This window comes from Streptomyces sp. G45, from assembly GCF_049542095.1.
Lineage (GTDB): Bacteria > Actinomycetota > Actinomycetes > Streptomycetales > Streptomycetaceae > Streptomyces.
On record NZ_JBMUZU010000001.1, the window covers coordinates 2,148,827 to 2,170,087 of the forward strand.

20 protein-coding genes and 1 pseudogene are annotated in these 21,261 nt (G+C 73.0%); 14 read left to right on the top strand and 7 right to left on the bottom strand.

Going from position 1 to position 21,261, the window contains the following annotated elements:
• Positions 1 to 53: 53 nt before the first annotated feature.
• The 12 genes and pseudogenes from ACOBQU_RS08595 to ACOBQU_RS08650 all read left to right on the top strand — a co-directional run bounded on the left by ACOBQU_RS08595 (position 54) and on the right by ACOBQU_RS08650 (position 10,569).
• The gene (locus ACOBQU_RS08595; RefSeq protein ID WP_423625482.1) at positions 54 to 1,760 is read left to right on the top strand and encodes a nitrite/sulfite reductase; all 1,707 of its coding nucleotides are present in this window, start codon (positions 54 to 56) and stop codon (positions 1,758 to 1,760) included.
• A complete protein-coding gene (locus tag ACOBQU_RS08600; RefSeq protein ID WP_423625484.1) occupies positions 1,757 to 1,936 on the top strand; it encodes a hypothetical protein in 180 nt (59 codons plus the stop codon). The genes ACOBQU_RS08595 and ACOBQU_RS08600 overlap by 4 nt, the downstream gene beginning before the upstream one ends.
• Positions 1,933 to 2,643, top strand: coding sequence for a phosphoadenylyl-sulfate reductase (locus ACOBQU_RS08605; protein ID WP_423625486.1), 711 nt, complete (start codon positions 1,933 to 1,935; stop codon positions 2,641 to 2,643). The genes ACOBQU_RS08600 and ACOBQU_RS08605 overlap by 4 nt, the downstream gene beginning before the upstream one ends.
• Positions 2,643 to 3,233: an adenylyl-sulfate kinase gene (gene cysC / locus ACOBQU_RS08610; RefSeq protein WP_423625488.1), complete on the top strand. Its 591-nt coding sequence runs from the start codon at positions 2,643 to 2,645 to the stop codon at positions 3,231 to 3,233. The genes ACOBQU_RS08605 and cysC overlap by 1 nt, the downstream gene beginning before the upstream one ends.
• 91 nt (positions 3,234 to 3,324) lie before the next feature.
• Positions 3,325 to 4,263 carry a sulfate adenylyltransferase subunit CysD gene (gene cysD, locus ACOBQU_RS08615; RefSeq protein WP_423625490.1) on the top strand — a complete coding sequence of 313 codons (939 nt, stop codon included), beginning with the start codon at positions 3,325 to 3,327 and terminating at the stop codon, positions 4,261 to 4,263.
• A gap of 2 nt (positions 4,264 to 4,265) precedes the next feature.
• Positions 4,266 to 5,597 carry a sulfate adenylyltransferase subunit 1 gene (locus tag ACOBQU_RS08620; RefSeq protein ID WP_423625491.1) on the top strand — a complete coding sequence of 444 codons (1,332 nt, stop codon included), beginning with the start codon at positions 4,266 to 4,268 and terminating at the stop codon, positions 5,595 to 5,597.
• Positions 5,598 to 5,599: 2 nt separating this feature from the next.
• The gene (locus tag ACOBQU_RS08625; protein ID WP_423625493.1) at positions 5,600 to 5,743 is read left to right on the top strand and encodes a hypothetical protein; all 144 of its coding nucleotides are present in this window, start codon (positions 5,600 to 5,602) and stop codon (positions 5,741 to 5,743) included.
• Positions 5,744 to 5,872: 129 nt separating this feature from the next.
• Positions 5,873 to 7,015, top strand: coding sequence for an aliphatic sulfonate ABC transporter substrate-binding protein (locus ACOBQU_RS08630; protein WP_423625495.1), 1,143 nt, complete (start codon positions 5,873 to 5,875; stop codon positions 7,013 to 7,015).
• A gap of 43 nt (positions 7,016 to 7,058) precedes the next feature.
• A complete protein-coding gene (locus tag ACOBQU_RS08635) occupies positions 7,059 to 7,850 on the top strand; it encodes an ABC transporter ATP-binding protein (RefSeq protein ID WP_423625497.1) in 792 nt (263 codons plus the stop codon).
• Positions 7,837 to 8,744 (top strand): annotated as a pseudogene (locus ACOBQU_RS08640) (ABC transporter permease). Before ACOBQU_RS08635 ends, ACOBQU_RS08640 begins: the two are co-directional and overlap by 14 nt.
• A gap of 5 nt (positions 8,745 to 8,749) precedes the next feature.
• Complete coding sequence (locus ACOBQU_RS08645) at positions 8,750 to 9,577, top strand: sirohydrochlorin chelatase (protein ID WP_423625499.1); 828 nt, start codon at positions 8,750 to 8,752, stop codon at positions 9,575 to 9,577.
• A gap of 425 nt (positions 9,578 to 10,002) precedes the next feature.
• Positions 10,003 to 10,569, top strand: coding sequence for a GNAT family N-acetyltransferase (locus ACOBQU_RS08650; RefSeq protein ID WP_423625500.1), 567 nt, complete (start codon positions 10,003 to 10,005; stop codon positions 10,567 to 10,569).
• Here ACOBQU_RS08650 and ACOBQU_RS08655 read toward each other — a convergent pair.
• Positions 10,562 to 11,203, bottom strand: coding sequence for a DsbA family protein (locus ACOBQU_RS08655; RefSeq protein ID WP_423625501.1), 642 nt, complete (start codon positions 11,201 to 11,203; stop codon positions 10,562 to 10,564). The two genes, ACOBQU_RS08650 and ACOBQU_RS08655, sit on opposite strands and share 8 nt — an antisense overlap.
• Before the next feature lie 143 nt (positions 11,204 to 11,346).
• Positions 11,347 to 12,348, bottom strand: a complete 1,002-nt coding sequence (locus ACOBQU_RS08660; RefSeq protein ID WP_423625503.1) for a ketopantoate reductase family protein — start codon at positions 12,346 to 12,348, stop codon at positions 11,347 to 11,349.
• A gap of 91 nt (positions 12,349 to 12,439) precedes the next feature.
• Here ACOBQU_RS08660 and ACOBQU_RS08665 point away from each other — a divergent pair, with 91 nt between their 5' ends.
• Positions 12,440 to 13,348 carry a transglutaminase-like domain-containing protein gene (locus ACOBQU_RS08665; RefSeq protein WP_423625505.1) on the top strand — a complete coding sequence of 303 codons (909 nt, stop codon included), beginning with the start codon at positions 12,440 to 12,442 and terminating at the stop codon, positions 13,346 to 13,348.
• Here the strand turns inward: ACOBQU_RS08665 and ACOBQU_RS08670 are convergent.
• The 3 genes from ACOBQU_RS08670 to ACOBQU_RS08680 all read right to left on the bottom strand — a co-directional run bounded on the left by ACOBQU_RS08670 (position 13,326) and on the right by ACOBQU_RS08680 (position 15,534).
• Positions 13,326 to 13,703, bottom strand: a complete 378-nt coding sequence (locus ACOBQU_RS08670) for a DUF4440 domain-containing protein (RefSeq protein ID WP_423625507.1) — start codon at positions 13,701 to 13,703, stop codon at positions 13,326 to 13,328. The genes ACOBQU_RS08665 and ACOBQU_RS08670 overlap by 23 nt on opposite strands.
• Positions 13,696 to 14,247: a DUF1697 domain-containing protein gene (locus tag ACOBQU_RS08675; RefSeq protein WP_423625509.1), complete on the bottom strand. Its 552-nt coding sequence runs from the start codon at positions 14,245 to 14,247 to the stop codon at positions 13,696 to 13,698. The genes ACOBQU_RS08670 and ACOBQU_RS08675 overlap by 8 nt, the downstream gene beginning before the upstream one ends.
• Before the next feature lie 78 nt (positions 14,248 to 14,325).
• Positions 14,326 to 15,534 carry a S8 family serine peptidase gene (locus tag ACOBQU_RS08680; protein WP_423625511.1) on the bottom strand — a complete coding sequence of 403 codons (1,209 nt, stop codon included), beginning with the start codon at positions 15,532 to 15,534 and terminating at the stop codon, positions 14,326 to 14,328.
• Positions 15,535 to 16,028: 494 nt separating this feature from the next.
• Here ACOBQU_RS08680 and ACOBQU_RS08685 point away from each other — a divergent pair, with 494 nt between their 5' ends.
• Entirely contained in the window at positions 16,029 to 18,299 is a 2,271-nt protein-coding gene (locus ACOBQU_RS08685) for an MMPL family transporter (RefSeq protein ID WP_423625512.1), read from the top strand.
• A 37-nt stretch (positions 18,300 to 18,336) separates the two neighbouring features.
• Here the strand turns inward: ACOBQU_RS08685 and thpD are convergent, their stop codons facing one another.
• Together thpD and ACOBQU_RS08695 are read right to left on the bottom strand one after the other, a co-directional pair.
• The gene (gene thpD / locus ACOBQU_RS08690) at positions 18,337 to 19,230 is read right to left on the bottom strand and encodes an ectoine hydroxylase (protein WP_423625514.1); all 894 of its coding nucleotides are present in this window, start codon (positions 19,228 to 19,230) and stop codon (positions 18,337 to 18,339) included.
• Positions 19,227 to 21,239, bottom strand: coding sequence for a primary-amine oxidase (locus ACOBQU_RS08695; protein WP_423625516.1), 2,013 nt, complete (start codon positions 21,237 to 21,239; stop codon positions 19,227 to 19,229). The genes thpD and ACOBQU_RS08695 overlap by 4 nt, the downstream gene beginning before the upstream one ends.
• Positions 21,240 to 21,261 lie beyond the last annotated feature (22 nt).

Consider the following 21,261-nt stretch of genomic DNA (forward strand, 5'->3'; position numbering starts at 1 on the left):
TCGCGAGTGCGCAGGTCAGAGCCGCTCTCAGCCCGCTGTGAAGGACGTACCCCATGGCTGCCACCCCGGAAAGTCCCGCGACCGCCGCTCCCGGCGCGCCCCGGCGCAAGGCGAGCCGTCACCGCGGCGAGGGCCAGTGGGCGGCGGGCCACCTCACGCCGCTGAACGGCAACGAGCAGTTCAAGAAGGACGACGACGGTCTCAATGTGCGGACACGCATTGAGACGATCTACGCGAAGCGCGGCTTCGACTCCATCGACCCCAACGACCTGCGCGGCCGAATGCGCTGGTGGGGGCTCTACACCCAGCGCAAGCCCGGCATCGACGGCGGCAAGACGGCGGTCCTGGAGCCGGAGGAGCTGGACGACGAGTACTTCATGCTGCGCGTGCGGATCGACGGCGGGCGCCTGACCACCGCGCAGCTGCGCGTCATCGGCGAGGTCTCGCAGGAGTTCGCGCGCGGCACCGCCGACATCACCGACCGGCAGAACATCCAGTTCCACTGGATCCGCATCGAGGACATGCCGGAGATCTGGCGCCGCCTGGAGGCCGTGGGCCTGTCCACGACCGAGGCCTGCGGCGACACCCCGCGCGTGATCCTCGGCTCGCCGGTCGCCGGGATCGCCGAGGACGAGATCATCGACGGCACGCCCGCCGTCGAGGAGATCCACCGCCGTGTCATCGGCAACCCGGCCTTCTCCAACCTGCCGCGCAAGTTCAAGTCCGCGATCTCCGGCTCGCCGCTGCTCGACGTGGCGCACGAGATCAACGACGTGGCGTTCGTCGGCGTGCGCCACCCCGAGTACGGCCCCGGCTTCGACGTGTGGGTCGGCGGCGGCCTGTCCACCAACCCCAAGATCGGCCAGCGGCTCGGCGCCTGGGTGCCGCTCGACGACGTACCCGACGTCTTCGAGGGCGTCATCTCGATCTTCCGCGACTACGGCTACCGCCGCCTGCGCAACCGCGCCCGTCTGAAGTTCCTCGTCGCCGACTGGGGCGTGGCCAGGTTCCGCCAGGTCCTGGAGGACGAGTACCTGCTGCGCAAGCTCGCCGACGGGCCCGCGCCCGAGCAGCCGCTTGAGCGCTGGCGCGACCACGTGGGCGTGCACCGGCAGCGCGACGGCCGCTACTACGTCGGCTTCGCGCCGCGCGTCGGCCGCGTCGACGGCACCGTGCTGACGAAGATCGCCGACCTGGCCGCGGCCCACGGCTCGGACCGGCTGCGCACCACCGTCGAGCAGAAGATGATCGTGCTCGACGTGGCCGAGGACCAGGTCGACTCGCTGGTGGCGGGCCTGGACGCGCTGGACCTGACCACCCGGCCCTCCCCCTTCCGGCGCGGCACCATGGCGTGCACCGGCATCGAGTTCTGCAAGCTCGCCATCGTCGAGACCAAGGCGCGCGGCGCCTCGCTCATCGACGAACTGGAGCGCCGCATCCCGGACTTCGACGAACCGGTCACCATCAACCTCAACGGCTGCCCGAACGCCTGCGCCCGCATCCAGGTCGCCGACATCGGCCTCAAGGGCCAGCTCGTCCTCGACGAGAACGGCGACCAGGTCGAGGGCTTCCAGGTGCACCTCGGCGGCGCCCTCGGCCTGGAGGCCGGTTTCGGCCGCAAGGTGCGCGGCCTGAAGGTCACGGCGGACGAGCTGCCCGACTACGTGGAGCGGGTGCTCAGGCGCTTCCAGGCGGAGCGCGAGGACGGCGAGCGGTTCGCCGCCTGGGCGGCCCGCGCCAGCGAGGAGGCCCTGTCGTGAGCGAGCGCGCCGCCCCCTTCCACTGCCCCTACTGCGGCGACGAGGACCTGCGCCCCGGCGAGCAGGGCCACGGCGCCTGGGAATGCGCGGCCTGCAACCGCGCCTTCCAGTTGAAGTTCCTCGGGCTGCTCGCCCGGGGGCTTCAGCGCACCGACGCCGAAGGGGACCGAATATGACGACCGCTCAGCAGCCGTACACGGACGAGGAGTTGGCGGCGCTCGCCGAGCGCGCCGGGCGCGATCTTGAGGACGCGTCCGCCCTGGAGATCCTCACCTGGGCCGCCGACACCTTCGGCGACCGCTTCTGCGTGACCTCCTCGATGGAGGACGCGGTGGTCGCCCACCTCGCGTCCCGGGCGCGCCCGGGCGTGGACGTGGTGTTCCTCGACACCGGCTACCACTTCCCGGAGACCATCGGCACCCGCGACGCCGTCGCCGCCGTCATGGACGTCACCGTGCACACGCTCACGCCCCGCCAGACGGTGGCCGAGCAGGACGCCCAGTACGGCCCGAGGCTGCACGACCGCGACCCCGACCTGTGCTGCGCCCTGCGCAAGGTCGAACCCCTCCAGCGCGGCCTTGAGCCGTATGTGGCGTGGGCGACGGGGCTGCGCCGCGACGAGTCGCCGACCCGGGCGGGCACCCCGGTCGTCGGCTTCGACGCCAAGCGCCGCAAGGTGAAGGTCTCCCCCATCGCCCGCTGGACGCAGGACGACGTGGACGCGTACGTCGCCGAGCACGGCGTGCTCACCAACCCGCTGCTCATGGACGGCTACGGCTCGGTGGGCTGCGCGCCCTGCACCCGCCGCCTCCTTGAGGGCGAGGACGCCCGCGCGGGCCGCTGGGCCGGGCGCGCCAAGACCGAGTGCGGGATCCACGGCTGATGGCCACGGCGACCCCAGGGACCCCACCGACCCCCGACCCCCAGGAGACCCACGTGACGACCGGAGCCACCGTCTGGCTCACGGGCCTGCCCAGCGCGGGCAAGACCACCATCGCGAACGAGCTGGCGGGCGCCCTGCGCGCCGAGGGCCGTGCGGTCGAGGTGCTCGACGGCGACGAGATCCGCGAGTTCCTCTCGGCGGGCCTCGGCTTCAGCCGCGCGGACCGCGACACCAACGTGCAGCGCGTCGGCTTCGTCGCCGAACTGCTCGCCCGCAACGGGGTGCTGGTGCTCGTCCCCGTGATCGCGCCGTTCGCCGACAGCCGCGAGGCGGTCCGCAAGCGCCACCAGGCGGGCGGCACGCCCTACTTGGAGGTGCACGTGGCGACGCCGGTCGAGGTGTGCTCCGTACGCGATGTGAAGGGCCTGTACGCCAAGCAGGCCGCGGGCGAGATCTCCGGGCTCACCGGCGTCGACGACCCCTACGAGGAGCCGGACTCGCCGGACCTGCGGATCGAGTCGCAGGACCAGACGGTGGCGGAGTCGGCGGCCGCGGTGTACGCGCTGCTGGGTGAGAGGGGTCTCCTGTGAGCGACGCGTGCGCGGCCGCTCAGCCGCAGACGACGACGATGGCCGCGCCTCTGCGCCGCGCAGGCGGAGAAGCGAACGAAAGGGACACAGCGTGAGCGGGTCGACCGAGGTCGCGGACGAGGGCACGGACAGCCCGTACGCGCTGAGCCATCTGGACGCCCTGGAGTCCGAGGCGGTGCACATCTTCCGCGAGGTGGCGGGGGAGTTCGAGCGGCCGGTGCTGCTGTTCTCCGGCGGCAAGGACTCGATCGTCATGCTGCACCTGGCGCTGAAGGCGTTCACCCCGGCGCCGGTGCCGTTCGCGCTGCTGCACGTGGACACCGGGCACAACTTCCCCGAGGTCATCGCCTACCGGGACCGCACGGTCGCGCAGCACAACCTGCGGCTGCACGTGGCGTCCGTACAGGACTACATCGACCGGGGCGTCCTCAAGGAGCGGCCGGACGGCACCCGCAACCCGCTGCAGACCCTGCCGCTGACGGAGAAGATCCAGAGCGAGCGGTTCGACGCGGTGTTCGGCGGCGGGCGCAGGGACGAGGAGAAGGCGCGGGCCAAGGAGCGGGTGTTCTCGCTGCGGGACGAGTTCTCGCAGTGGGATCCGCGCAGGCAGCGGCCGGAGCTGTGGAACCTGTACAACGGGCGGCACGCGCCGGGCGAGCACGTGCGGGTGTTCCCGCTGTCGAACTGGACCGAGCTGGACGTGTGGCAGTACATCGCCCGGGAGAAGATCGAGCTGCCCGGCATCTACTTCGCGCACGAGCGGGAGGTGTTCCGGCGCGACGGCATGTGGCTGACCGCCGGGGACTGGGGCGGCCCGAAGGAGGGCGAGGCCGTCGAGACGCGGCTGATCCGCTACCGCACGGTCGGCGACATGTCCTGCACGGGCGCCGTCGACTCCGACGCCCTCACCCTGGAGGCCGTGATCGCCGAGATCGCCGCGTCCCGGCTGACCGAGCGGGGCGCCACCCGGGCCGACGACAAGCTGTCCGAGGCCGCGATGGAAGACCGCAAGCGCGAGGGGTACTTCTAGCCATGAGCACGATCACGACCGAGGAGCTCTCGGCCACCACGCTGCTGCGGTTCGCCACCGCCGGATCGGTCGACGACGGCAAGTCCACGCTGGTGGGGCGGCTTCTGCACGACTCCAAGTCGGTGCTCGCCGACCAGTTGGAGGCGGTGGCGCACGCCTCCCGCAGCCGCGGCCAGGACGCGCCGGACCTGGCGCTGCTCACCGACGGGCTGCGGGCCGAGCGGGAGCAGGGCATCACCATCGACGTGGCGTACCGCTACTTCGCCACCGCGCGCCGCCGGTTCATCCTGGCCGACACGCCGGGGCACGTGCAGTACACCCGCAACATGGTGACGGGTGCCTCCACCGCCGAGCTGACGGTGATCCTGGTGGACGCGCGCAACGGCGTCGTCGAGCAGACCCGGCGGCACGCCGCGATCGCCGCGCTGCTGCGGGTGCCGCACGTGGTGCTCGCCGTCAACAAGATGGACCTGGTGGCGTACGCGGAGCCGGTGTTCGCCGCGATCGCCGAGGAGTTCACGGCGTACGCCACCGAGCTGGGCGTGCCGGAGGTCACCGCGATCCCGATCTCGGCGCTCGCCGGTGACAACGTGGTGGAGCCTTCGGGGCACATGGACTGGTACGGCGGTCCGACGGTCCTGGAGCACCTGGAGACCGTGCCGGTCAGCCACGACCTGGCGAGCTGCCACGCCCGGCTTCCGGTGCAGGTGGTGATCCGGCCGCGGACCGCCGAGCACCCGGACTACCGGGGCTACGCGGGGCAGATCGCGGCGGGTGCCTTCCGCGTCGGCGAGGAGGTGACGGTCCTTCCGTCGGGCCGCACCTCGCGGATCGCGGGCATCGACCTGCTGGGCGAGCCGGTCGACGTGGCGTGGACGCCGCAGTCGGTGACCGTGCTCCTGGAGGACGACCTGGACGTCTCACGGGGTGACATGATCGTCCCGAGCACTGATACGCCGTCGACCACCCAGGACATCGCCGCCACCGTCTGCCACCTCACCGACGAGCCGCTCACCGTCGGCCAGCGGGTGCTGCTGAAGCACACCACCCGCACGGTGAAGGCGATCGTGAAGCAGATCCCGTCGCGGCTCACCCTGGACGACCTGTCGCAGCACCCGAACCCGGGGCGGCTGGCCGCGAACGACATCGGCCGGGTGCTGCTGCGCACCGCCGAGCCGCTCGCCCTCGACGCGTACGCCGACTCGCGGCGCACCGGGTCGTTCCTGCTCGTCGACCCCGCCGACGGCACCACGCTCACCGCGGGCATGGCGGGCGAGGCCTTCGCCAGGGCCGAGCCGCCCGCGGCGGCCGACGACGAGGGGTGGGACTTCTAGCGATGCGCTCCCCCGATGTCCCCGCGGCCTTCGCGGACGCCCCGTCGACCTTCGCGAACGTCTTCTCGACCTTCGCGAAGGAGGGCGGCCGCGTCGGCAGCGGCGCCCTCGGCGCGGGTTCCGGCGGCGTGACGCGATGTGTGTGAAGACGTACGCGCACCGCTTGCGCGCCCTCACCCCCCGCCGTCCCTTCGCACGCAGACGAAGATCCGCCGACATCCACCCGGCCGCACCCTGACCGTGCGACCGCCGGGCCAACGAGAGGAACACCTCCCGTGCCTGCACACCGCGCTCCCCGAACGACCGCTCCCCGCCGCTCCCCACGCACCCGCCTGACCGCGCTCGCGGTGCTCCCGCTGTTCGCGCTCACCCTCTCCGCCTGCGGGTACGGCTCGGACTCCGACGACGACGACGGCGGCAAGGCGAAGATCGCCGCGGACGCCGAGAAGATCGAGGGCCTGGACACGGTCAAGATCGGCTACTTCCCGAACCTGACCCACGGCACGGCGCTCGTCGGCGACCAGGAGGGCCTGTTCCAGAAGGAGCTGGGGGCGACGAAGGCCACGTACGCCGAGTTCAACGCGGGGCCCTCGGCGATCGAGGCGCTCAACTCGAAGTCCATCGACATCAGTTGGATCGGCCCGTCCCCGGCCATCAACGGCTACACCAAGTCCCAGGGCAAGAACCTGCGGATCATCGGCGGCTCCGCGTCCGGCGGCGTGAAGCTCGTGGTGAACCCCAAGAAGATCAAGTCCCTGGACGACGTCAAGGGCAAGAAGATCGCGACGCCGCAGCTCGGCAACACCCAGGACGTGGCCTTCCTCAACTGGATCGCCGAGAAGGGCTGGAAGGTCGACGCGCAGAGCGGCAAGGGCGACGTCTCCGTCGTCCGCACCGACAACAAGATCACTCCGGACGCGTACAAGTCGGGCTCGATCGACGGCGCCTGGGTGCCCGAGCCCACCGCGTCCAAGCTGGTCTCCGAGGGTGCCAAGGTGCTGCTGGACGAGGCCGACCTGTGGCCCGGCAAGAAGTTCGTGATCACCAACATCATCGTGCGCCAGGACTTCCTCAAGGAGCACCCGAAGGTCGTCGAGGCCGTGCTGCGGGGCGCGGTGAAGACCAACCAGTTCATCAAGGACAACCCCGAGAAGGCCAAGGCGGCGGCCAACGCCAAGCTGAAGCAGCACTCCGGCAAGGCGCTGCCCGCCAAGATCATCGACCCGGCGTGGAAGTCGATCGCGTTCACCAACGACCCGCTGGCGGCCACCCTCGACACCGAGGCCAAGCACGCGGTGAAGGCGGGCCTCCTGGAGGAGCCGGACCTGAAGGGCATCTACGACCTCAGGCCGCTCAACAAGGTCCTCAAGGCGGCGGGCGAACCCGCGGCCGACGACGCCGGACTTGGCGTCAAGTAGGCGACACGGAAAGCCAGTTCGGGGATCCCAGGAGGTGACGACCATGGCCACGACGTTCGCCGAGGCCGACAAGGGCGGGGTGGGCACGCTCGACCGCGCCGCGCGCATCGAACACGTATCGAAGTCCTTCGCCACACCGGCCGGAGGACAGCTCGTCCTCGATGACATCACACTCGACGTCGCTCAGGGGGAGTTCGTCACCCTCCTGGGCGCTTCGGGCTGCGGCAAGTCGACGCTGCTGAACCTCGTGGCGGGCCTCGACGAGCCCACCGCGGGCACGATCAGGACCGACGGGCGTCCGGCGCTGATGTTCCAGGAGCACGCCCTGTTCCCGTGGCTGACCGCGGGCAGGAACATCGAGCTTGCGCTGAAGCTGCGCGGCGTGCCGAAGGCCGAACGCCGGGAGCGCGCCGAGGAGTTGCTGACGCTGGTCCGGCTCACCGGCGCCCACGGCAAGCGGGTGCACGAGCTGTCCGGCGGCATGCGCCAGCGCGTCGCGCTCGCCCGCGCGCTCGCCCAGGACAGCAAGCTGCTCCTGATGGACGAGCCGTTCGCGGCACTCGACGCCATCACGCGGGACGTCCTGCACGACGAGCTGACCCGCATCTGGCGCGAGACGTCCGTCTCGGTCCTGTTCGTCACGCACAACGTGCGCGAGGCGGTCCGGCTCGCCCAGCGCGTGGTGCTGCTGTCGTCCCGGCCGGGCCGGGTGGCCCGCGAGTGGACCGTCGACATCGAGCAGCCGCGCCGCATCGAGGACACCGCGGTGGCGGAGCTGTCCGTCGAGATCACCGAGGAACTGCGGGGGGAGATCCGCCGACATGGGCAGCACTGACACGTCCACCACCGCCCTGGGGAAGGACTCCGGCCGGGACGGCAACGACCTGGCGGGCCTGGAGGCGGGGCTCGACGCGCTGGAGACCGCGCCCGCGCGGCGCGCCTCGCTGCGCGAGACGCTGGTGCAGAAGGTCCTGCCGCCGGTGACCGCGGTCGTCCTGGTCCTGGTCGTCTGGCAGGTCCTGGTGTGGGCCGAGGTGACGGACAGCTACAAGTTGCCCGCGCCGGACGCCGTGTGGCAGGAGGTCGAGGCCTCCTGGCGCCAGGGCACCCTGCTCGACTACATCTGGACGTCCGTGTCCCGCGGCATGTTCGGCTTCCTGATGGCGCTCGCCATCGGCACGCCGCTCGGCCTGGTCGTGGCGCGCGTGAAGTTCGTGCGCGCGGCGATCGGCCCGATCCTGTCCGGCCTCCAGTCGCTGCCGTCGGTGGCGTGGGTGCCGCCCGCGGTGATCTGGCTGGGGCTCAACGACAAGATGATGTACGCGGTGATCCTGCTCGGCGCCGTGCCGTCCATCGCCAACGGCCTGGTCGCGGGCGTGGACCAGGTGCCGCCGCTGTTCCTGCGCGCGGGCCGCACGCTGGGCGCGACGGGGCTGCGCGGGACCTGGCACATCGTCATGCCCGCGGCCCTGCCCGGCTATCTGGCGGGGCTGAAGCAGGGCTGGGCGTTCTCCTGGCGGTCCCTGATGGCCGCCGAGATCATCGCCCAGTCCCCGACCTCGGCATGGGCCTCGGGCAGCTCCTGGAGGCGGGCCGCACCAACAGCAGCATGCCGCAGGTCTTCCTCGCCATCCTGCTGATCCTGATCGTCGGCATCGCCATCGACCTGCTGATCTTCAGTCCGCTGGAGCGGTGGGTGCTGCGCAGCCGCGGTCTGCTGGTGAAGTGAGCACCATGCGTCATCCCACCCGTCCCGCGCCCCCGGCCCTGCTGGTCATCGCCCACGGCAGCCGCGACCCCCGGCACGCGGCGACCGTGCGGGCCCTGGTGCGCCGTGTGCGCGCCCTGCGCCCGGGCACCCGGGTCGAGACCGGCTTCCTCGACTTCGACGCGCCCTCCGTACCGGAGGCGTTGGAGTCACTGGCGGCCGACGGCGCCCGGGACGTGGTGGCCCTGCCGCTGCTGCTGACCCGCGCCTTCCACGCGAAGGCGGACATCCCGGCGGCGCTGCGTGCGGCGCCGCCGGGCCTGAGGGTGCGGCAGGCGGGCGTGCTGGGCCCCGCGCCGCTGCTGCTCACCGCGCTGGAGCAGCGGCTGTACGAGGCGGGGCTCGACCCCGCCGACAAGGGCTCGACCGGCGTGGTCCTCGCGTCGGCGGGCTCCACCGACCCGGAGGCGATCGCAGTGATCGCTGACATCGCGCGGGAGTGGCGGCGTACCGGTTGGTGCGCCGTGCGGCCTGCGTTCGCCTCCGCGGGCCTGCCCCCCACGGAGGGGGCCGTCCGCTCGCTGCGGGGTGTGCCCGGGGTGCGGCGGGTGGCCGTCGCCCCCTACTTCCTCGCTCCGGGGCTCCTTCCCGACCGGGTGGCCCGGGGTGCGGCGGGGGCCGATGTGGTGGGGGGTGTGCTGGGGGACTCCGATCTCGTCGCTCGGGTGGTGCTTGAGCGGTTCGACGCCTGCCGCCGGTTCTCGGCGGACCTCGCCCACCCGACCGCCCGTCACGGGCAGCATTCCGTACCCGGACGGCGGCCAGGCACGACGGAACTTCCCGCCGCGGGCTGACGGAGGCCCGGCCCCGACCGCGGGCAACCTGCCGCTTCGCGGTTCGACCCCTACCGCCGCTTCGCGGCGGACCTCGCCCACCCGCCCGTTACGGGCACCGTGCCGCCGTACTCGCGGGACGGAGCCTCCCGCCGCTGGCTCCCGGCGCCGCACCCGGGCGGTCAGCCCCACTCTGCCGAGCCCCCCGCCGCCCGCGAGCGGAGGCCCGCCCCGGACGGAAGGGCCTGTCGTCTGAACGGGGCGACGCGGCCCGCCGGTCACGGCGGATGGCGCCCGCCCGCCACCGGCCCCATTCCGTACGCGGGCGGCGCGGTAGCGCGGGAGAGGTGCCCGCTGCTGGTGGACGGGGTGTCGAGGACCTGGCGGGGGATCTTCGGCCTGAATCCGCTTGCGGGGGTTCGTGGGGCGCGTCTAGCGTCACGCGAGTGACGTCCGAGCCGAGCCGCCCCGGTCCCGAGGGCCCGCCGCCCGCCCCCGAGCTGCGGTCGGACCGGCTGCTGCTGACGCCGTACGTCGCCGCGGACGAGGCGGACTTCGTCTCGCTGTTCCAGGACGAGGCCGTGGGCCGCTGGTTCGGTGACGGGATGCGCAGCGCCGAGGAGGACCGGGCGCTGTTCGGGCGGCTGTTCAGCATCGTGTACGCGGAGCGGCGCTTCCCGGTGTGGGCGGTGCGCCACGAGGGGCGGTACGCGGGGCACGCCGAGATCAAGCCGTCGCCGGAGCCCTGGCTGGACGGCCACGAGATCGTCTACGGCCTGTCGCGGGACAGCTGGGGCCTCGGCCTCGGCACGGAGCTGGCCCGGCTGCTGACCGAGTACGGGCACCGGACGCTCGGCCTGACCGAGGTGCACGCCACCGTCGACGCCCAGAACGCGCCGTCGGTGAACGTCCTCAAGCGCCTCGGCTACACGCAGGCCCGCGAGGTCCGCGAGGACGGCGGCGGCCGGACCCTCCAGTTCACCTGGCGGGCGGCGGCCCGGCCGCTCAGCTGAAGTCGAGCCCGCCCGTGCGGGTCCGCTTCAGCTCGAACAGGTCGGGGTGGCCCGCCAGCACCCGGAAGCTGTCGAACAGCCGCGCCGCCTCCGCGCCGCGCGGAATGGCCCGCAGCACCGGCCCGAACCAGGCGGTGCCGTCGAGGTGGAGCGTGGGCGTGCCCACGTACTGGCCGGACTCCGGCTCCCGGCCCGCGTCGTGGCTGCGGCGCAGCGCCTCGTCGTACGCCGTGTAGTACGCGGCCTGCTCCAGGTCGGCCGGGAGTCCCGTCTCGGCCAGGGCTTCGAGGACGACGGCGCGGAAGTCGGTGTTCTTCTCCTCGTGGACGCGGGTGCCGAGGGCCGTGTACAGGTCGCGCTGGACCTGCTCGCCGTGGTGCTGTGCCGCGGCGGCCACGACGCGGACCACGCCGAGCGACTTGTCGACGAGTTCCCGGTACCAGTCGGGCAGTTCGTTGCCGATGTTGTGCAGGTAGAGGCTCATCACGTGGAAGCGCAGGTCGAGGTCGCGGTGGCGTTCGACCTCCAGGAGCCAGCGCGAGGTGATCCACGCGAAGGGGCAGGCGGGGTCGAAGTAGAAGTCGACGCGGGTGGGGCCGGTCGCCGGGGAGGGGGTGTCGGTCGGGGTGGTCATGGCGGAAACGTTAGCCAGCGGTGGCACAGGGCCTTGGTGCAATTCCGCTCCGCTTCTGTGGGCCAATCGCCGGGCCGGGTTCCGCCGGTCCTCGGGGGGCAGCCGGGGGTTCAGCCGCCAAGGCCCGGGGCCGTGGCCGCCGCCTACGCCTCCTTGACCAGCCTGGCCAGCTCGGCCACCGGCATCGAGCCCGCCGCCCTGCGCTCCTGGGCGAAGGTGTTCGCGAGCCGTTGCAGCAGGGCGTTCACCGGGGTGGGGACGCCGTGCAGCCGTCCGAGGAGGACGATCTCGCCGTTGAGGTGGTCGGCCTCGATGGTGCCGGTGCCGCGGATGAGGCTCTGCCAGGAGGAGCCGCCGCCGCGCTCGACGCCGTCGAGGGGCTCCAGGGTGACCAGGTCGCCGCGGGTCTCGCGCTGCTCGCGCTCGCCGACGGCCTCGATGCCCGCGGCGGCGAACACAGCCCGGCCCTCGGCCCGCGCCCGCGCGCACAGGTCGAGCGCCGCGTCGTCGCGCAGCGGCCCGGTCAGGGCCTCGACGGCGTTGCCGAGGTTGCCGAGGAGCTTGCCGTACTTCCAGCGCAGCACGTTCGCGGTGACCGGCGCGAGCAGCTTGGCGCCCGCCAGGTCGGCGGCGATCCCGCGCACCGTGTCGTCGGTGCCCGCCGGGTAGCGGCCCAGGTGCAGCATGCCCGTGTAGGGGGCACCCGCGGCGGAGACGGCGCCCGGCTCGACGTACGTGGAGGGCAGCCACACACAGCAGCCGTAGACGCGGGCGAAGCGGCGCAGCGCCAGGCGCTCGCCCTCGACGCCGTTCTGCGCGCACACCAGCGGCAGCGCCTCCGCGGCCGTGGTGCCGCCCGCGACGGGGTGCGGGCCCCAGACGGCCAGGGCCGCCTCGGCGTCCTGGATCTTCACGGCGAGGAACAGCACGTCGTCCGGCCGCAGCGGGCCGAGTTCGGCCGGGCCCCGGACCGCGGGCACGCGGTGGACGCGGGTGCCGTCGGGGGTGGTGAGCCGCAGGCCGTGCTCCCGCAGCGCGGCGTGGTGCGCTCCGCGCGCGACGAGCACCACGTCGTGACCGGCCTCCGCGAGGCGCCCGCCGACGCTGCCGCCGACGGCGCCCGCTCCGATGATGAGGTAGCGCATGCCGGTGAGCCTCGCACACGGGCGCGGCGGGGCGTCAAGATCCCTCCGGCGTCTGGACCTTGCCCCTGGGGCAGGGCCGAAGGTGCCGCGCATGGACAGCGACTACGTGACCCACAGCCCGTACAGCGCCCCGGGGCCCCTGCTCGACGTGCTCCGCGGCCCCGCGCCGCTCCCCCGCGAACCGGCCGCGCTCGTCCCGCTGGTGCGCGGGGCGCTGCTGCACCGCGGCGAGGGCGGCTCGTTCGGCTACGCGGTGCCGGACGAGCGGATGCACGAGGACGCCGAGTCCCGGTACGTGACGGAGATCCTCAGGATCCTGGCCGAGCGGGGCGCGACGCCGCTCACCGAGCCGCGGGAGCCCGGGGCGCGGTTCGTGGCGACCTGCCGGGACTTCGCGCTGCTGCTGTGCGCGCTGCTGCGCGAGACCGGCACCCCGGCCCGGCTGCGGTGCGGCTACGGGACGTACTTCGTGCCGGGCCTGAACGACAACCACTGGGTGACCGAGTACTGGGCGGGCGAGCGCGGCTGGGTCCTGGTGGACCCGCAGGTCACCGGCGAGTTCTACGGGCACATCCCCTTCGACCCGCTGGACGTGCCGCGCGACGCGTTCGTGGTGGCCGGTGACGCCTGGCGGGCGTGCCGGGCCGGGCGCGCCGACCCCGACACGTTCGCGGTGAGCGGGCTGCCCGAGATCAGGGGGATGCGGCTGGTGCGGGCGGACGTGGTGGCGGACCTGGCGGCGCTCGGCGGTGTCGAGGCCCTGCCGTGGGACGGCTGGGGCGTGATGGAGAAGGACGACGCCGACGTCACGGACGGCGACCTGGCGCTGCTCGACGCCGTGGCCGCCGCCACCTCCGCCGCCGGGCTCGCCCCGGGCGCGGGGCGGCCCGACGCGGTGCGGGCGCTGCTCGCCGACCCGCGGCTCGCGGTCCCCGCCGAGATCGTCTCGCACACGACCTTCCGCGGCGACCGCGTCGTCACCCTTCCTCGGGCGGCGTGAACGGCGTGCCCTGGTGGAACCAGAGCAGCCAGCCGTCGTCGGTGCGCCGCCACAGCGAACTGCGGTGCACCAGGCGGCCGTTGCTCTCGGTGTCGAAGGTCAGGTGGACGACGTCGTCGGCGAGCTGCACGCCCCGCATGCGGGAGGTCGTGACGGGGCGGGCGCCGGGCTCGGGGCGCGCGGTGAGCACGCGGACGACGGAGGCGCGGTCCCAGCGGGCGCCGGACGCGCCGAACTCGGTGAACTCGGGGTGCAGCAGCCTGCCGAACAGCTCGGGCGACGCCCGGACCTCCGGGTCGAGGAGGCGCAGCTCGTTCTCGATGGCCGCCTCGACGGCGGGCGTGCGCTCAGACATCGGTCCAGTCCACGAGCTTGGCGACGGTGTTCCAGTTGCGGCTGGTGGCGATGAGGCCCTTGGTGAGCGCGGGGCGGCTCAGGGCCTCGCCGAGCCGGGAGCGGCCGAGTCCGTCGGGGGCGTACAGGTACAGGGCGCGGTCGCCGAGCCGGAACTCCTCCGGCAGGAACGCGGCCCGGTCGAGACCGGCGAACCGGTCCGGGTCGACGGGCGCGGAGAAGTACGTGACGTGCAGCTGCCTGCCTTCGAGGTCGGCCGCGGGGAACGGGCACGCCTCGGCCACCGCCCGCAGGTAGGCGCCGTCGCGCACCAGCAGGTCCACGGGGAAGCCGAACTCCTTCTCCAGGGCCGCGCCCACCTCGGCCGCGAGGCTCTCCTCGTCGCCGCGGTCGGCGCTGAACACGGCGTTCCCGCTCTGGAGATACGTCCGTACGCCGCCCAGGCCCAGCTCTTCGAGGAGGGTGCGCAGCCGTGCCATGGGCACCTTCCGGCTGCCGCCCACGTTGACGCCGCGCAGCAGCGCCGCGTAGATCTTCGTCGCCATGCGCCCACGATAAGGCGGCCGCCGTGCCCCGTGGGGGTGGGCACGACGGCCGCCCGCGTCGCCTGAGGGTCGTCTCGGCTACTCGACGACCTTCAGGAGCTTGTTGGGCGTGCCCTCGCTCGGGTTGGAGATCTTGTCGGGGGTCGCGCCGTCGGTGAGGGCCTTGGCGACGTCCGCGGGCGTGGCGTCCGGGTGCGCGGCGACGTACAGGGCCGCGGCGCCGACGACGTGCGGGGTCGCCATGGACGTACCGGAGATCGTCTTGGTGGCGTCGTCACCGGTGTTCCAGGCGGAGGTGATGTCCGAGCCCGGGGCGTAGATGTCCACGGCGGAGCCGTAGTTGGAGAAGTCCGACTGCTGGTCGTCCTTGGTGGAGGAGGCGACGGTGATGGCCTCCTTGACGCGGGCCGGGGAGCTCTGGCTCGCGTCGGTGGACTCGTTGCCCGCGGCCACGGCGTAGGTGACGCCGGAGGCGATGGACTTGCGGACGGCCTCGTCGAGGGCCTCGTCGGCGCCGCCGCCGAGGCTCATGTTGGCGACGGAGGGGCCCTGGTGGTTCTTGGTGACCCAGTCGATGCCCGCGACGACCTGCTCGGTGGTGCCGGAACCCTGGTCGTCCAGGACGCGCACCGCGACGATCTTGGCCTTCTTGGCGACGCCGTGCGCCGCACCGGCGATGGTGCCCGCGACGTGCGTGCCGTGGCCGTTGCCGTCGTCGGCGTTGTCGTCGTTGTCCACGGCGTCGAAGCCGGAGACCGCGCGGCCGCCGAAGTCCTTGTGGCTGACGCGCACGCCGGTGTCAATGACGTAGGCGGTGGCGCCCTCACCGGCCTTGTCGGGGTACGTGTACTTCTGGTCGCCCGCGGTGTCGGCCTGGTCGACGCGGTCCAGGCCCCAGGACGGCGGGTTGTCCTGGGTGGCCTTGATGGAGAACTTCTTGTTCTGGACGACCTTGCCGACGGCCGGGTCGGCGGCCAGGCGCTTGGCCTCGGTCTCGGTCAGGCCCTTGGCGGAGAAGCCGTTGACGGCGGAGGAGTAGTCGCGGCTGAGGTCGCCGCCGTACTCCTCGGCCAGGTCGGCCTTGGCGTCCTTGCTGGCCTTGTCGTCGAGCAGCACGATGTAGCTTCCGGCGACGGCGCCCTTGGCGTCGGCGCCGTAGACCTTGCCCTCGGCGGGGGTCGAGGCCCCGGCGAACGTCCCGGCGAAGACGGTCACGCCGACCGCGGTGGCGGCGGTGGCTATGGCCGCGGTGAGCTTCATCGTGCGAGCACGCTTGTGAGCTGCCATGAAGAGGGGTCTCCTCGTGGGGTGTTGTGGGGGGATGTGTGGGGGTTCTCAAGCCGCGCTGCTTGCGCCCGGGCCGCTCCGTCGGGGCCGTCGCCCCGTGAGAGTCGTCGCTTCGCGGGAACCGTCGTTCCGCAAGAACTGAAGATCCCCGGGCGTTGGGACGAAACCTTGTCTGAATGGACGCGTCAGATCAATACCTTTGTGCGGCTGTGACTTGTTCAACAAGGTTCTGTAATAACAAATGGGACCTCGCTCGACACATCGGGCACGGCCGTGCCCGCCCCCGTCAGCCATCGCCACGGCGCGGCACCCGGCCCTGAGACGGTCCGGCCCAAGACCCCATAGGTGTAAGGGGCTTGATTCAGCCAGAGGGAGGAGGCCGGGCCCCGAGGGCTCACCGGCCAGCACGACGAGAGGCGGAGCCCGCCGCCCTAGCTTCGAACGGAGGGCGGCGGCACGGGGCCACCGCACCACACACAGGGGGCTGTCCCGTCATGGGGAACGCGGATACATCGGGCACACGGGTACGGGGCTTCGCCGCCCGCGCCGGGATCTGGAGCGCACGGCACCGGTGGGCCGCCGTCGGCGTCTGGGTCCTGTTCGTCGTCCTCGCCATGGGCGTCGGCTCGGCGGTGGGCCGCGTCGACGCCTCCGACGAGGACCTGAAGGGCGAGATCAGCCAGGCGCAGCGCATCCTCGACGACGCGGGCGTCGAGGAACCGGCGGGCGAGACGGTGCTGGTGCAGGCCGCGGGCGACGGCGGGCCGCGCGCCACCGACGCGCGCTTCCGGGCCGCCGTCGCCGACGTGACGAAGGCGGTCGAGGGCACCGGCGAGGTCACCGCCGTCACCTCCCCCTACACCTCGGGGACCGTCTCCAAGGACGGCCGCAGCGCGCTCGTCCAGTTCGACCTGCGCGGCGACCCGGAGACCGCGAGCGACCGGATCGAGCCGGTCCAGAAGGCCGTCGAGAAGGTCGCCGACCGGCACGAGGGCGCGGGCCTGCGGGTCGAGGAGATCGGCGGCGCCAGCATGGAGAAGACCTTCGACGACGCCTTCGGCAGCGACTTCCAGCAGGCCGAGTACTCGGCCGTGCCGGTGGCGTTCGGCATCCTGCTGATCGCGTTCGGCGCGCTCGTGGCGGCGCTGCTGCCCGTGCTGCTCGCGCTGTCCGCGATCGTCGCGACGATGGGCCTGATGGCGCTCGTCAGCCACGTCCAGCCGATGAGTGACGTGGCGAACTCCGTGATGCTCCTGGTGGGCCTCGCCGTCGGCGTCGACTACTGCCTGTTCTACCTGCGGCGCGAACGCGAGGAGCGGGCCAAGGGCCGCGATCCGCACACGGCGCTGCGCGTCGCCGCGGCCACCAGCGGCCGGGCCGTGGTGGTCTCCGGCATCACCGTGTGCGTCGCCATGGCGGGCATGCTCTTCACCGGCATCACCGACTTCGAGGCGATGGGCCTGGCGTCCCTGATGGTCGTCGCGGTGGCCATGGTCGGCTCGGTGACGGTGCTGCCCGCGCTGCTCTCGCTGCTCGGCGAGCGCGTCGAGAAGGGGCGGCTGCCGTTCCCGCGCCGCGGGGCGCGGCGGCGCGGGCGGCGCGGCGCGGGCGAGAGCAGGCTGTGGGGCGCGGTCGTCGGCGGTGTGCTGCGCCGCCCGCTGCTCGCCACGGTCGTCGCGGCGGGCGCGCTCGCCGCGATCGCGGTGCCCGCGCTCGGCATGAAGACCCAGAACCTCACCCTGGACCAGGAGTTCGGCGACTCCCTGCCGATCGTCGCGACGTACGAGCGCGTCAACGAGGCGTTCCCCGGCGGGGCCGAACCCGCCGAGGTCGTCGTCAGGGCCGACGACATCGACGCGCCCGCCGTCACCCGCGCCATCGCCGGCTTCCGCGAGCGGGCGGTCGGTTCGGGCGCCACCAAGGGCCCGGTGGAGCTGACCGTGCACCGCCAGCGGAACGTGGCCGTGCTCGCCGTACCGCTCGTCGGCGGCTCCGACCAGGGCAGGGCCGAGAAGAGCCTGGACCTGATCCGGGACACCGTGCGGCCCGCGACGCTCGGCCGGGTCGACGGCGTCGAGGCGCCCGTGACCGGTCAGGTCGCCGCGTCCAAGGACTTCAACGACCAGCTGCGCTCGTCCGCGCCGCCCGTCTTCGGCTTCGTCATCGCCTTCGCGTTCCTGCTGATGCTGCTGTCCTTCCGCTCCCTGGCCATCGCCGCCACGTCGATCCTGCTGAACCTGCTGTCGGTGGGCGCCGCCTACGGGGTCCTCGTCATGGTCTTCCAGCACGGCTGGGGCGCCTCGCTGGTCGGCGCGGAGGGCGTGGGCGCGATCGTGGCGTGGCTGCCGCTGTTCCTCTTCGTGATCCTCTTCGGCCTGTCCATGGACTACCACGTGTTCGTGGTGTCCCGGATCCGGGAGGCGCGGCTTCAGGGGCGGCCCACGCGGGAGGCCATCACGCACGGCGTCGTCACCACCGCCGGGGTGGTCACCAGCGCCGCCGTCATCATGGTCGCCGTGTTCGCCATCTTCGGGACGCTGTCCATGCAGTCCATGAAGCAGATGGGCGTGGGGCTCGCGGCGGCCGTGCTCATCGACGCGACCGTCATCCGGGGCGTGCTGCTGCCCGCCGTGATGGCGCTGCTCGGGGAGCGGAACTGGTACGTGCCGCGGTGGCTCCGGTGGCTGCCGGAGCTGGAGCGGCAGGAGGGCACGGACGGCACGGACCTGCCTACGGCCCCCGTGCCCGCCCCTTCCCGCACCTAGGGGGCCGCCGCCCGCTGCCTCCCGCCTCGGCCGGACCTCACAGGGGCGTGAAGTCTCTGGACGCGAGGAACGCCGGGCGGGGGGCGGGGGCCGCGAACGGGGCGGTCAGGGCGTTGTGGACGCTGTTGTAGACGACGAAGACATTGGAGCGGGGGTACGGGGTGATGTTGCCGTTCGAGCCGTGCACGCAGTTGGAGTCGAAGACGACGGCGCCGCCCGCGGGGCCGGTGAACTGCTCGATGCCCGCGTTCCGCGCCAGCTCGGCCACCGCCTCGTCGTCCGGCATGCCCACGGTGAAGCCGTGCGTGCGCAGGGAGTTGAGGTAGTGGTCGGGCGGGGTCTCGCCGACGCAGGGCACGAAGGTGTGGTGCGAGCCCGGGATGATCATGAGGCTGCCGTTGTAGGGCAGGTTCTCGGCCAGCGCGACGGACACGCTCAGGGCGCGGGGCGCGGGCATGCCGTCCTCGGCGTGCCAGGTCTCGAAGTCGGAGTGCCAGGGGAAGGGGCCGCCCCCGAACCCCGGCTTGTAGTTGACGCGGCTCTGGTGGACGTAGACGTCCGAGGCGAGGATCTGGCGGGCCAGGCCGAGCAGCCGGGGGTCGCGCACCAGGCGGTCGAAGGCCTCGCTGAGCCGGTGCACCTCGAAGACCGAACGCACCTGTCCGGAGGCCTCCTCGAAGACGATCCGGTGGTCGTCCGGCGGGCGCGGCACGGCGGCCAGGGCGGCGATCTCCCCGGTGAGGTCGGCGACCTCCGCGGGCGTCAGCAGGTCCGGCCACACGTGGAAGCCGTTCCGGTCGTACGCCGCGAGGTCGCGGGCGGTGAGCGGCCCGCCGTCGGCCGAGCCCCACACCACGGGGTCGGTGCGCGGGCGGCTCGCCTCCCGGCGGGGCAGCCGGGTGGGGTAGCGGTCGGTCACGTCCGTGCTCATGGCGTCGCCTCCCCGGTGCCCGCGCGGCAGTGGGCGGCCGGGGCGGGCAGGTCGAGTGCGGGGTTACCGTCGAAGAACCCGTGCGGCCGCAGCGAGAAGCCGCAGGTCACCACGGGCATCGCGGGCCAGTCCTCGGGGCGCACGACATGGTGCTCGCCGAAGGTGTGCCACAGCACCACGTCGGCCTCGTCCAGCGGCCGGTCCCCGCTCACGTACGCGGGCAGGCCCGCTCCGCCGGGGCTCTGGTACGGGTAGTCGCCCGCCGCGTACCACTGGCGCCGGTCGTACGCCGTGACCCACAGATGTCCGTAGACGAACCGGGCCCGGTGCCACTGCCCGGTGTCCGCCGACTGCAGGGGCAGCAGGCCGGACTCCGGCACGAGCCGGTAGCCGACCGGCTCCCCCAGCCCGTTGCGCACCCGCGGGTTCACCACGGTCCAGAACCGGCCCGTGGCGGCGTGCGCCCTGCGCTGCTGGGCCTCCTTCTCCGAGGCCAACAGCGTCGCCTCGGTCCGCCAGGCGGTGCCGAGCGGATTGTCCCGGCCGGTCGGCAGCGGCACCGAGTCCACCTCGTACACCGAGTTGCGGTCACCGTCGACGGCCATGTCGAGCCGCATGCTGAAGAAGTGCTGGTGGTGGGGGCCGTAGAGCCCGGGGGCGACGACGGCTCCGGACACCGGCGGCCGCTCGCCGGTGAAGGCGCCGGTGGAGATCATGCCGGTGAGCTTCACCTCGAAGCGGAGGGTGCCGTCGAGGTAGAGGTACCAGAAGTAGCCGTACTGGTAGTTGCCGAGGACGGCGAACGACGAGACGACCAGGCGGCGCTGACGCCGCGTCACCACGCGTCCGGTGCGGAAGTCGGTGTGCTTCCAGGCGACGCCGACGTCCTCCTCGTGCAGGCAGACGGCGTTGCGCAGGGCGGACGGCTCGCCGTCCTGGTCGTGCGCCGTCATGTCGAAGTAGCGGATCTCGCCCAGGCAGTCGCAGCCCGGCTCCAGGGAGTTCACGATGAACCCGGCCCCGTACTCGCCCTCGTCGAAGGCCTTCTTGCAGCGGTGGGTGAACCCGGCGTCGCCGTACGGGGTGTAGATCTCGGCCAGCGCGGCCCGGTGCAGCACCGGGCGGATCCGCCCCTGGTCCTCGTAGCCGACCTGGTGCAGCACCAGGCCCTCGCGGACGCTGAAGCCGATCCGGAAGTGCCACTTCTGCCAGCGCACGGCGTACCCGTCGACCTCGAAGCCCGGCCCGTCCGGCTGGGTGATCTCGATGGGCCGCAGATCCGTGCGCGGGCGCACCTCGGCGGGCCAGTTGCCGGGCGCTCCGGCCGCCGCGTCCGGGTCGTGGTTCCCGGACAGCGGCGGCAGCGGCACCGCCCCGCGGTCGGTGACGTCGAGCACCTGGAGGGAGTCGAGGTCGACGAGGGCCACCAGGTTCTCCACGGGGCGGGCGTAGCCGTTGTCGTGAGGGTGGGCGCGGACGAAGGTCAGGGCGCAGGCGAGGCGGCGGGCTTCGGCCGGGAGCGGGTCGGGGGCGGTGTCCGGGGCCGCCGCCGGGTCGTACGGCCAGGCGTCGACCATCGCCAGCGAGTGGTCGCGCACCCCGCGCTCGGCCATCGCCCGCCGCCAGCGCGGGTCCGCGCGCACGGCGTCGCCGCAGCGGGTGAACTCCTCGTCGGTGATGGCGGTCTGCGCGCCCTCGACGTGCTCCCAGCGCGTCACCTCTCCCGCGGTGAGGGAGACGACGGCCTCGTAGGTGCGGCGCCGCTCGCGGTCGCGCAGCACCATGAAGGCCTCGCGGGGCGGAGGGTGCTCGCGGGGCGGAAGGCGGTCCCCGCCGTCGGCGGCGGCGCCGTGCGCGCGCAGCAGCCGCTTGTCGGGTTCGCGCAGCGCGATCATCACGAACCGGATGTCCGCGGTGACGTCCGGGCGTTCCTTGAGGATCGCCACCGCGCGGCGCATCTCGTCGGCGGTGAGCGGCGCCAGGGGGTGGGGGCGTGCGGACGGGCTCAACGGTGCCTCCTCGGTGGGGTCG